Raw genomic sequence first — 10210 nt, forward strand, 5'->3', positions numbered from 1 at the left:
GATGATCACCGGGCGGTCGGGGGCGGGCAAATCCGACCTGGCGCTGCGCCTGATCGACCGCGGCGCGGAGCTGGTGTCCGACGATTACACCGTGCTGACCGCCAGCGACGGGGTGCTGACCGCCGCCGCCCCTGCGACGATCGCGGGGCGGATGGAGGTGCGCGGGATCGGAATCGTCGATTGGCCCTATCGAATCGTCGCGCCGGTCGTCATGGCGGTGGCGCTCGGCGATGAGGACGAACGGATGCCCGACCCGCAGATGATCGAGATCGCCGGCGTCACCCTGCCCCAGGTGGTGATCGACCCGCGCTGGCCCAGCGCCCCGATCAAGGTCGAATGGGCGCTGGCGCGCGCGGTGGAGGCGGCGCGATGACCGAGGTACTGATCGTCACCGGCATGGCGGGCGCGGGCAAGACCAATGTGCTCAAGACGCTGGAAGACCTGGGCTGGGAGACGGTCGACAACATTCCGTTGTCGCTGCTGGGGCGCGTGGTGATCGCCCCGGCCGGCGACGGCGGCGGGCCGGAGCGGCCGATCGCGGTCGGGCTGGGCACGGGAACGCGCGATTTCGATCCGGAGGCGGTGATCCGCCATGTCGACCACCTGCGCACCCGTGCCGGCGTCTCGGCGGAGATCCTGTTCCTCGACTGTTCCGGTAGCGAGTTGGCGCGTCGCTATGTCGAGACGCGGCGGCGCCACCCGCTGGCCACCGATCGCCCCGCGGCCGAGGGGATCGCGCAGGAGCGCACGCTGCTGGCGCCGCTGCGCGCGGCGGCCGACCGGCTGATCGACACGACGCGGATGCGCCCCAACGCGCTGGCGCAGCAGATCCGCGAGGCGTTCGTGCGCGAGGCGCAGGGCGAAACGACGCTGACGGTCGAGTCGTTCGGCTTTTCGCGCGGTGTGCCGACCGGCGCCGACCTGGTGTTCGACATGCGGTTCCTGCGCAATCCGCACTGGGACCCGGCGCTGCGCCCGCTGACGGGGCGCGACGCGCGCGTCGGCGCCTATATCGCGGCGGACCCCGCCTATGACGAGGCGGTCGGGCGGATCGAGGAGCTGCTGCTGCTCCTGCTGCCGCGCTACCATGCGGAGGGAAAACCCTATGTCACCGTCGCCTTCGGGTGCACGGGGGGCAAGCATCGCTCGGTCCATGTCGCCGAGCGCGTGGCTGGGCGGTTGCGCGACGGCGGTTTTTCGCCCACCATCCGGCATCGCGATCTGGGCGCCGCGCCGCAGGATACGCCTGAGGGACGGCCGCAGGGTCTATGAACGGAATGTCGAAAACAATGATCGGCCCCATGATCGGCCTGGTACTCGTCACCCATGGCCGGCTCGCGGATGAATTCGTGACGGCGATGGAGCATGTCGTCGGGCCACAGAAACAGGTGCGTACCGTCGCGATCGGCCCCGACGACGATATGGAGGCGCGGCGCGCCGACATCGCCGGGGCGATCGCGGAGGTGGACGACGGGCGCGGCGTGATCGTGCTGACCGACCTGTTCGGCGGCACGCCCTCCAACCTGGCGATCTCGCTGATGGAGCGCGGGCGCGTGGAGGTGATCGCGGGGATCAACCTGCCGATGCTGATCCGGCTCGAATCGGCGCGCAAGGCGATGACCGTCGTCGCCGCGGTGGCCGCCGCGCGCGAGGCGGGGCGCAAATATATCTCGGTGGCCTCCGAGGTGCTGGGCGAGGCGGCGGCGTGACCGTCTCGCGCACCGTCGAGGTCACCAACCGCCGGGGGCTGCACGCGCGCGCCAGCGCCAAGTTCGTGACGCTGGCGTCGAACCTGCCGACGTCGGTGAAGGTCGCCAAGGGCGATTCGGAGGTGATCGGCACCTCGATCATGGGGCTGATGATGTTGGGCGCCGCGAAGGGCGACCATATCACGATCAGCGCCGATGGCGACGCCGCCGAGGATGCGGTGCAGGCGATGTGCGCGCTGGTGGAGGGCAAGTTCGGGGAGGATTGATCCCCCTTCCCGTCCATGTGCGCCGCCTGATGCCCAGAATCATCACCGCTTATTCGAACCCGCTGGTCAAGCGCGTGCAGGGCCTGCGCGACAAGCGCCACCGGCGCGAGGAAGGGTTGTTCCTCGCCGAGGGGCTGCGCATCCTGACCGAGGCGCTGGAGACGGGGCGCGTGCCGCGGTTCCTGTTCTTCGCCGCGGCCAGCGCGGGCCACCCGCTGGTGCGCGCGCTGATCGACGCGGTCGAGGCGGACTATGGCGAGGCGATCGAGACCACGCCCGACATCCTGTCCAAATTGTCGGGCAAGGACAATCCGCAGGCGGTGGTCGGCGTGTTCGACATGTTCGAGACGACGCTCGACGCGCTGGACCGCGCCGCCGCGCCGATCTGGCTGGTGGCCGAGCGGCTGCGCGATCCGGGCAATCTGGGCACGATCCTGCGCACCGGCGATGCGGTGGGCGCGGGCGCGCTGATCCTGGTGGACAAATGCGTCGACCCGTTTTCCACCGAGGCCGTGCGCGCCAGCATGGGGGCGCTGTTCACGGTGCCGATCGTGCGAACGCCGTGGACGGAATTCATCGCGTGGCTGCGCCAGGGTCCGGGGCAGTTGGTGGGACTGAGCCTCCAGACCGAGGAAGGCTATCGCGATGCGCCCTATGCCGCCCCCACCTTCCTGCTGACCGGCAACGAGGCGCAGGGTCTGCCCGAGGATTACGAGGCGGCGTGCGACCTGCTGGTCAAGCTGCCGATGTGCGGCAAGGCCGACAGCCTGAACGCGGCGGTGGCGACCGCGGTGATGGCCTATGAGGTGCTGGCGCGGCACGGCCGCGGATGATCGCCGCGCTGGCAATCGCCGCGGCGACCCCGCCCGCCATCTACCGCGCGCTGGGAACCGAGCCGTTCTGGAACGTCGCGATCACCGGTCGCCGCGCGCGGATCGGCGAGCCGGGGCGGCGCGACGTGGTGGTGGCGGTCGATCACCCCGAACGCCGGCCGCGCGGCTGGCGCTGGCGGTCCCGGGCGCTGACGATCACGACCGAGCGGACTGCATGTAGCGACGGAATGAGCGATCGCGTCTATCCCGACCGTGTCACGATCGTCTGGCGCGGCCGGCGGCTGGAGGGATGTGGCGGGCACCGGCCCTAGGTCGGATCGACCCTCAGGCCCACGATCCGTTCATGCTGAGGAGAGGCTGAGCGAAGTCGAAGCCTCGTCTCGAAGCGCATGCTGGGAAACATGCCACCGATAGATTCAGGATCGTCCGGGAGACGATCCGATCTGGGCATCCCTTCGAGACGCCGTTTCGACAAGCTCAACGGCTCCTCAGGGCGAACGGAGGCGAATGTCGATCGGCCCTAGCGCCATCGCTATTCCGCCGCATCGTCCAGCGCTGCCAGCTTGGTGAGCGGGCGGGCGATCTGTTCGCCGACCGGGAGCGCCTCGATCGAGCGGTTGCCGGTGTCGACGTTAAGCGTCTCGAACCGTTTCGCGCTGGTCAGCACCTGGCTTTCGAGGCTACCGACGAAGGCGTTATAGGCGCCCATCGCGGTATCGAGGTTCTTGCCGAGTTTCGACACATGCCCGCCCATCACCGCGAGGCGCGCGTAGAGTTCCTTGCCGAGCGCGGCGATCTCCTGCGCCTGCGCGGCCAGTTTTTCCTGTCGCCACACCGCCGAGACGGTGCGCGCGATCGCGATCAGGTTGGTCGGCGTGGCCAGCAGCACGCGGCGGTCGAACGCGAAATCCCACAATGTCGGATCATGTTCGAGCGCGGCGGACAGGAAATGTTCGCCCGGCACGAACATCACCACATATTCGGGCGCATCGGCGAACTGCGTCCAATAGGCCTTGGCTCCCAGCGCGTTGACATGCGCGCGCATCGAGGCGGCGTGCGCGGCGAGGCCCAGCTGGCGCTCGCCCTCATCCACCGCGCCGAACGCATCCTGGTAAGCGTTGAGCGATACCTTGGCGTCGATGATGAGCGACTTGCCGCCGGGCACGCGGACGATCGCGTCCGGACGCAGCCGGCCCTGCCCGTCCTCGGCCGCGACGCTGACCTCCATCTGGAAATCGGTGTGCTCGGCAAGCCCGCAGCTTTCGAGGACGTTGCGCAATTGCTGCTCGCCCCAGCGGCCCCGCGCCTTGGGCGCGTTGCGCAGCGCGTTGACCAGCTTGGCCGCCTCGCCCGAGACGCGCTCCTGCCCGGCGCGCATCGCCTCGATCTGCCCATGCAACTGGCCGAAGGCATCGCGGCGCTCCGCCTCGATCTTTGCCACGCCTTCCTCATAGCGCAGCAGCCGGTCGTTGACGGGTTGCAGCAGCGCCTTCAGCCCCTGCCCGGCCTGTTCCTCCGACTGGCGCAGCCGCGCCTCGGCACGCTCCAGGAACGCCTTTTGCGCGTCGGTCAGCGCGGTCTGCGCCACTTCCTTGAAGCGCAGCGTCATCTCGTCCGCGGCGACCTTCAGGTCGGCGATGCGCTGCTCGGCGGCGCGACCCTCGGCGGTCAGGCGCGAGACGTCGAGGCGCGCGGCCTCGCGCTCGTCACGCGCCTGCGTCAGCTCTTCCCGGAGCGTCTCGGCTGCTTTCGCGCGCTCCTCCGCGGCGGCCAGATCGGTGATCGCGCGGCGAAACTGCTCGGCCTGCGCATCGCGGTCGGTGCGCAGCGCCGCGACCTCCCGCTTGCCCGCTAGCCAGCCGATGAGAAGGCCCAGTGCGACGGCGACGAGCGCGATGAGGAGATATTCGACCATGCGCGGAACATAGATCGAACGACGGCGTGGCGGCAACCGCTAATCGGCCGGGGCGGGTGCGCCATTCAAGCGGATGCTTCGTCGTCCCGGAGCGCCTGCTTACAGGTGCAACTGTCCCGCTGGACCGAGGGCGTCGTGTATGCGGCGCGGTGGATGCCGGAACAGGTCCGGCATGACGGTGGGACTTTCCGATTCGGCGGGGTCAGCCGCGGCGCAGCTTGTCGAGCTTCTTCATCAACATGCTCCGCTTCAGCCGCGAGATATGGTCGATGAACAGCACGCCGTTGAGATGATCGATCTCATGCTGCATGCACGTCGCCATCAGGCCGTCATACTCGGCCTCCTGCCGGGCGCCGTCGGTGTCGAGCCACGTCACACGGCAGCGCGCGGGGCGCGTCACCTCGGCATATTGCTCCGGGATCGACAGGCAGCCCTCGTTGTAGGTCGACAATTCCTCGCTGACCCAGGTGATTTCCGGGTTGATATAGGCGTGGGGATCGCGTGCCGCCTCGGGCGCGGCTTCCTCGCCTTCCTCGATGCCGTCCTGCAGGTCGATGACGACGATGCGCTTCATGATGCCGACCTGGATCGCGGCGAGGCCGATGCCACGCGCGGCGTACATCGTGTCGAACATGTCGGCGACGATGCCGCGCACCTCGTCGGTCACCTCCGCGACGGGGGCGCAGGTTTCGCGCAGGCGCGCATCGGGGACTTCGACGATCGGAAGAATGGCCATGCGCGCCAGCTAGGGGCGCGGCCCGACAGCGTCAAGCGAGGGGGCTACCACGCCATCGTTCATCCGGTGCGTGGCGAAGGCTTTTGTCCCAAGCCCCCTTCAAGACGCCGTTCCGGCAGGCTCAACGGCTCCTCAGAGCGAACCGAAGTGAAGGGACGCGGATACGGACGGCGCGGATCACGCCACCGGGCGGCGGGCGCGCAGCGCCTGCGCCAGCGTGCCTTCGTCGAGATAGTCGAGTTCGCCGCCGACCGGCAGGCCGTGCGCCAGCTGGGTGAGGCGGATGGGGAATTTCTCCAGCCGCTCGGCGAGGTAATGCGCGGTCGTCTGCCCCTCCAGCGTGGCGTTCATCGCCAGCACCACTTCGTCCACCCCGCCGCCCGCGACACGTGCGAGCAGGCTGTCGATCGCCAGATCCTCCGGCCGGACGCCCTCCAGCGCGGACAGCCGCCCGCCCAGCACGTGGTAGCGGCCGGGGAACAGCCGCGACCGATCGAGCGCCCACAGGTCGCTGACATCCTCCACCACGCACAATGCGCGATCGTCGCGGCGCGGATCGGCGCAGATACCGCACGGATCGGTGGTGTCGACATTGCCGCAGATCGAACAGGTCGCCAGCCGTTCCTCCACCGCGACCAGCGCGGCGCGCAAGGGGACGAGCGCGCCCTCGCGCTTCTTGACCAGATGCAGCACCGCGCGCCGCGCCGAGCGCGGGCCGAAGCCGGGAAGCCGCGCCAGCGCGCTGGTGAGCGCGTCGATCTCCTGAGATGCCATGCCGGAACAGATAGGGGGTTGCGCGACGCGCCGCCAGCGTGTCGAGAGCGGGCCATGCGGATCATCTTCATGGGGACGCCCGAGTTCGCGGTGCCGACGCTGGATGCGCTGGTCGCGGCGGGGCATGACGTCGTGGCGGCGTACAGCCAGCCGCCGCGGCCGGGCGGTCGGCGCGGGCGCGAGCTGGTGCCCTCACCGGTGCAGCGGCGGGCCGAAGCGCACGGTATCCCGGTGCGTAGCCCGGTGTCGTTCCGCGAGGACGGTGCGGTTGAAGCGTTCGCGGCGCTGGGCGCGGATGTCGCGGTGGTGGCGGCCTATGGCCTGATCCTGCCGCAGGCGGTGCTCGATGCGCCGCGCCTGGGGTGCCTGAACGTCCACGGATCGTTGCTGCCGCGCTGGCGCGGGGCGGCGCCGATCCAGCGCGCGATCATGGCGGGTGATGCCGAGACGGGCGTGGGGATCATGCAGATGGAGCGCGGGCTGGATACCGGTCCGGTGCGGCTGGAGGGGCGCACGCGCTGCGCGGGCAAGACGACCGGCGAGCTGACCGGGGAGCTGGCGGCGATGGGCGCCGCGCTGATGGTCCGGGTGCTGGCGGACCCGGATGCCTATCCGCCGGTGCCGCAGCCCGAGGAGGGCGTCACCTACGCCGCGAAGATCGCGAAGGAGGAGGCCCGGATCGACTTCGCGCGCCCAGCGATCGAGGTCGATCGGCTGATCGATGCGCTGAACCCCGCGCCGAGCGCGTTCCTCGAACATGGCGGGGAGCGGATCAAGGTGCTGCGCGCCGACATCGAGGACGGGCGCGGCGCGCCGGGTGAGGTGCTGGACGACCGGTTGCTGATCGCGTGCGGCGAGGACGCGATCCGTCCCTTCCGGGTCAAGCGCGCGGGGCGCGGCGAGATGGGGGTGGAGGACTTGCTGCGCGGCTTCCCGATCGCGGCGGGAACGCGCCTTTGACCCGCTTCGCACTGACGGTGGAGTATGACGGCCGCCCGTTCATGGGCTGGCAGCGGCAGGCGCACGGGCCGAGCGTGCAGCAGGCGATCGAGGACGCCGCCGCGACGATCACCGGCGAGACGGTGACATGCCATGCCGCGGGGCGCACGGACGCGGGGGTCCATGCGTTGGGGATGCGCGCGCATGTTGAGATCGCCAAGCCGATCGAGCCGTTCCGGTTGATGGAAGCGCTGAACGCGCGGTTGCGGCCGGCGCCGGTCGCGGTGCTGGCGTGCGAAACGGTCCCCGACGACTGGCATGCGCGTTTTTCGTGCCTGGGCCGCGCCTATGAATATCGCATCGCCAACCGGCGCGCGCCGTTGACGGTCGAAAAGGGGCTGGCGTGGCAGGTGCCGCAGCCGCTGGACGCCAAGGCGATGCATGAGGCCGCGCAGCTGCTGGTCGGGCGGCATGACTTCACCACCTTCCGCTCGGCGCATTGCCAGTCGGCCAGCCCGGTCAAGACGCTGTCGCGGCTGGACGTGGCGCGCGACGGCGACCGGGTAACGGTGCGCGCGGCAGCGCGATCGTTCCTGCACCATCAGGTCCGCTCGATGGTCGGGTGCCTGGCGATGGTGGGCATGGGGCGGTGGACGCGCGACGACCTGGCCGATGCGCTGGCGGCGGCGGATCGCCAGCGGCTGGGGCTGAACGCGCCGCCCGACGGGCTGTTCTTTGTCGAGGCTGTTTATTGAAGCGCGCGGCGCTTCGGGGAAGCTATCTACTGAAGCGCGCGGCCAGTTCGACATGCGTCGACCAGCGGAACTGGCCGACCGGCTGCACCCAGTCGAGCCGCCAGCCGCCCTCGCACAATGTCTTCGCATCGCGCGCGAAGCTACTGGGATTGCAGGAGACATAGGCGATGGCCGGCGCACCGGAGGCGGCCAGCTGCACGGCCTGTTCGCGCGCGCCGGCGCGCGGCGGATCCAGGACGATCGCGCCGAACCGGTTCAGCTCGGCCGTGGTCAACGGGCGGCGGAACAGGTCGCGATGTTCGGTGAAGACCAGCCGCTGCGTGCGGGCCGCGGCGGCCTTCAGCGCGGCGATCGCGTCGCGCGCGCCCTCCGCTGCATAGACGCGGCCGGGCAGCGCGAGCGCGAAGGTGCCGAGGCCGGCGAACAGGTCAGCGACGGTGCCGGCATCGCCGATCGCCTCGCGCACCGCGGCGACCAGCGCGGCCTCCCCCTCGCGCGTCGCCTGAAGGAACGCGGCGGGGGGGAGCGGAACCGCCACGCCGCCCAGCGTGACCGTCACCGCATCGGGTTCCCAGCGGGTTTCCGGCCCCATGCCGTCGTCGAACGCGAATCGCGCGAGGCGATGCTCCTGCGCGAAGGCGGAGATCGCATCCGCATGGGCCAGCCCCTCCGGCGCGATCCCGGTGACGATGAGGTCCACGCCCTGATCGGCGAGCGCCAGATGGACGTCGAGGCGGCGTTTCGGCTTGAACGAGGGGAGCAGGCGCTTGAGCGGCTTGACCAGCGCGAACAGTTCGGGCGCGAGGACGTGGCATTCCTGCACGTCGACCAGCTGGTGGCTCTTTTCCTGCGCGAAGCCGAGCCGGCCGGCGGGATCGAAATGGAGCGTCGCTCGGCGGCGGGTGCGCGGCGGCGACAGCTGCGGCGCGCGGATCGGCGCGGACAGCCCCTGCGCGGCGAGCGCGGAGGCGACCCGTTCGACGATGAAACCGGACCAGCTTTGGTCGTCGAGATGCTGGAGCTGGCAGCCGCCGCACGCCGGGAAGTGGCGGCACGGCGGCGCATGGTGGTGCGGGCCGGGCTGGACGGTGCCGTCCGCCGCGATCGTATCGCCGGGCGCGGCGAAGGGGATGTGGCGGCCGTCGTCGGTGACGCCGTCACCGCGCGCGGCGACGCGGACGATCGTGGTCATGCCAATATCCCTGCCAATCGTGCGGCAAGATCGTCCGCGATGAACGCCGGGCCGGCGCGGCGCGCGGCCTCGGCATGGAGCCAGACGCCCGCGCCGGCGGCGGCGAAGGGGTCGCGCCCGCCCGCCAGCATCGCCGCGATCGCCCCGGCCAGCACGTCGCCGGTGCCCGCGGTCGACAGCCAGGCGCTGGCCGCGAGGGCGAGCGTGACGCGACCGTCGGGGGCGGCGATGACGGTGTCGGCCCCCTTGAAGACCACTACCGCGCCGCTCGCCCGCGCGGCGGCACGCGCGGCGTCGAGCTTCGATCCGGCGGGGGCGCCGAACAGCGCCGCGAACTCGCCGGCGTGCGGGGTCAGGATCATCGGCGCGGTGCGGGCGGCGAGCCGCTGCGGCGTGACCAGGTGGAGCGCGTCACCGTCGATCACCAGCGGATGCGCGGTCGCCAGCGCGCGGTCGAGCAGCGCCTGCGCCTCGTCATCGCGGCCAAGCCCGGGACCGACGACGAGCGCGCCGATGCGCGGGTCACCAAGCGCCGCGTCGTCGAGGCGGCGGCGGACCAGGGCGTGCGGCGCGCCGGGGATGGTGGGGCCGAGCAGCGCGACATAGCCAGCGCCGGCATGCATCGCGGCGGTCGCCGCCAGATGCGAGGCGCCGGCCATCCGCCCCTTCACCACCGCGACCATGCCGCGCGTGAACTTGTGGCTGTCGGGCGCGGGCGCGGCGAGTGCCGGGGCGGCCAGGACGTGCGCGGCGGGGGCGCTTTCCACGCCGATCGGTATGAGGCGCACCGCGCCGCAGCGGCTGGCGCCGGGCTGGAGCAGATGCGCGGGCTTGACCGCGCCGAGCGCGAGCGTGACGTCGAACGCGGGCACGTCGCCCAGCAACGCGCCGGTATCGGTGGCGATGCCGCTGGGCAGGTCGACCGCGATCGACAGCGTCGCCTGCGACACCAGCCGCGCCAGCGCGGCGGCATCGGCAGGGTCGAGCGGGCGCGACAGGCCGGTGCCGAACCGCGCGTCGACCACCACCGGCGCGCCGCGCGCGGTGGCGAGCGGTTCGACCACCCCACCCCACCCGGCGCGCGCCTGCTC

At 71.1% G+C, this 10210-nt stretch carries 13 protein-coding genes; 8 read left to right on the plus strand and 5 right to left on the minus strand.

Going from position 1 to position 10210, the window contains the following annotated elements:
• Position 1: 1 nt before the first annotated feature.
• From AX685_RS11430 to AX685_RS11455, 6 genes are read left to right on the plus strand one after another with little or no spacing between them, the layout of a single operon-like run.
• Positions 2-373 (plus strand): HPr kinase/phosphorylase, encoded by a 372-nt coding sequence (locus AX685_RS11430; protein ID WP_066488758.1) that lies wholly within the window; start codon positions 2-4, stop codon positions 371-373.
• Positions 370-1272 carry an RNase adapter RapZ gene (gene rapZ / locus AX685_RS11435; protein ID WP_066488781.1) on the plus strand — a complete coding sequence of 301 codons (903 nt, stop codon included), beginning with the start codon at positions 370-372 and terminating at the stop codon, positions 1270-1272. The genes AX685_RS11430 and rapZ overlap by 4 nt, the downstream gene beginning before the upstream one ends.
• 29 nt (positions 1273-1301) lie before the next feature.
• Positions 1302-1709, plus strand: a complete 408-nt coding sequence (locus AX685_RS11440; RefSeq protein ID WP_066488783.1) for a PTS sugar transporter subunit IIA — start codon at positions 1302-1304, stop codon at positions 1707-1709.
• The gene (locus tag AX685_RS11445) at positions 1706-1975 is read left to right on the plus strand and encodes an HPr family phosphocarrier protein (RefSeq protein WP_066488759.1); all 270 of its coding nucleotides are present in this window, start codon (positions 1706-1708) and stop codon (positions 1973-1975) included. Before AX685_RS11440 ends, AX685_RS11445 begins: the two co-directional genes overlap by 4 nt.
• Before the next feature lie 29 nt (positions 1976-2004).
• Complete coding sequence (locus AX685_RS11450) at positions 2005-2808, plus strand: TrmH family RNA methyltransferase (protein ID WP_066488786.1); 804 nt, start codon at positions 2005-2007, stop codon at positions 2806-2808.
• Positions 2805-3119, plus strand: a complete 315-nt coding sequence (locus tag AX685_RS11455) for a hypothetical protein (protein WP_066488763.1) — start codon at positions 2805-2807, stop codon at positions 3117-3119. Before AX685_RS11450 ends, AX685_RS11455 begins: the two co-directional genes overlap by 4 nt.
• A 221-nt stretch (positions 3120-3340) precedes the next feature.
• Here the strand turns inward: AX685_RS11455 and rmuC are convergent, their stop codons facing one another.
• From rmuC to recR, 3 genes are all read right to left on the minus strand, one after another.
• A complete protein-coding gene (gene rmuC, locus AX685_RS11460) occupies positions 3341-4723 on the minus strand; it encodes a DNA recombination protein RmuC (RefSeq protein ID WP_066488765.1) in 1383 nt (460 codons plus the stop codon).
• A gap of 202 nt (positions 4724-4925) precedes the next feature.
• Positions 4926-5459 (minus strand): peptide deformylase, encoded by a 534-nt coding sequence (gene def / locus AX685_RS11465; RefSeq protein WP_066488768.1) that lies wholly within the window; start codon positions 5457-5459, stop codon positions 4926-4928.
• 177 nt (positions 5460-5636) lie between these two features.
• Positions 5637-6233, minus strand: coding sequence for a recombination mediator RecR (gene recR / locus AX685_RS11470; protein ID WP_066488771.1), 597 nt, complete (start codon positions 6231-6233; stop codon positions 5637-5639).
• Between the two features lie 54 nt (positions 6234-6287).
• Between recR and fmt the strand changes: the two genes are divergently transcribed.
• Together fmt and truA are read left to right on the plus strand one after the other, a co-directional pair.
• Complete coding sequence (gene fmt / locus AX685_RS11475) at positions 6288-7193, plus strand: methionyl-tRNA formyltransferase (protein WP_066488773.1); 906 nt, start codon at positions 6288-6290, stop codon at positions 7191-7193.
• Complete coding sequence (gene truA, locus AX685_RS11480; protein ID WP_066488774.1) at positions 7190-7927, plus strand: tRNA pseudouridine(38-40) synthase TruA; 738 nt, start codon at positions 7190-7192, stop codon at positions 7925-7927. Before fmt ends, truA begins: the two co-directional genes overlap by 4 nt.
• A 22-nt stretch (positions 7928-7949) precedes the next feature.
• Here truA and AX685_RS11485 read toward each other — a convergent pair whose 3' ends face one another.
• Together AX685_RS11485 and AX685_RS11490 are read right to left on the minus strand one after the other, a co-directional pair.
• Positions 7950-9119 carry a class I SAM-dependent RNA methyltransferase gene (locus AX685_RS11485; RefSeq protein ID WP_066488776.1) on the minus strand — a complete coding sequence of 390 codons (1170 nt, stop codon included), beginning with the start codon at positions 9117-9119 and terminating at the stop codon, positions 7950-7952.
• Positions 9116-10210: NAD(P)H-hydrate dehydratase (locus AX685_RS11490; protein ID WP_082740833.1), on the minus strand; the 1095-nt coding region annotated here is incomplete at its 5' end. The genes AX685_RS11490 and AX685_RS11485, both read right to left, overlap by 4 nt.

This window comes from Sphingomonas sp. CCH9-F2 (assembly GCF_001556735.1).
In the GTDB taxonomy this organism is placed as follows: domain Bacteria; phylum Pseudomonadota; class Alphaproteobacteria; order Sphingomonadales; family Sphingomonadaceae; genus Sphingomonas; species Sphingomonas ginsenosidimutans.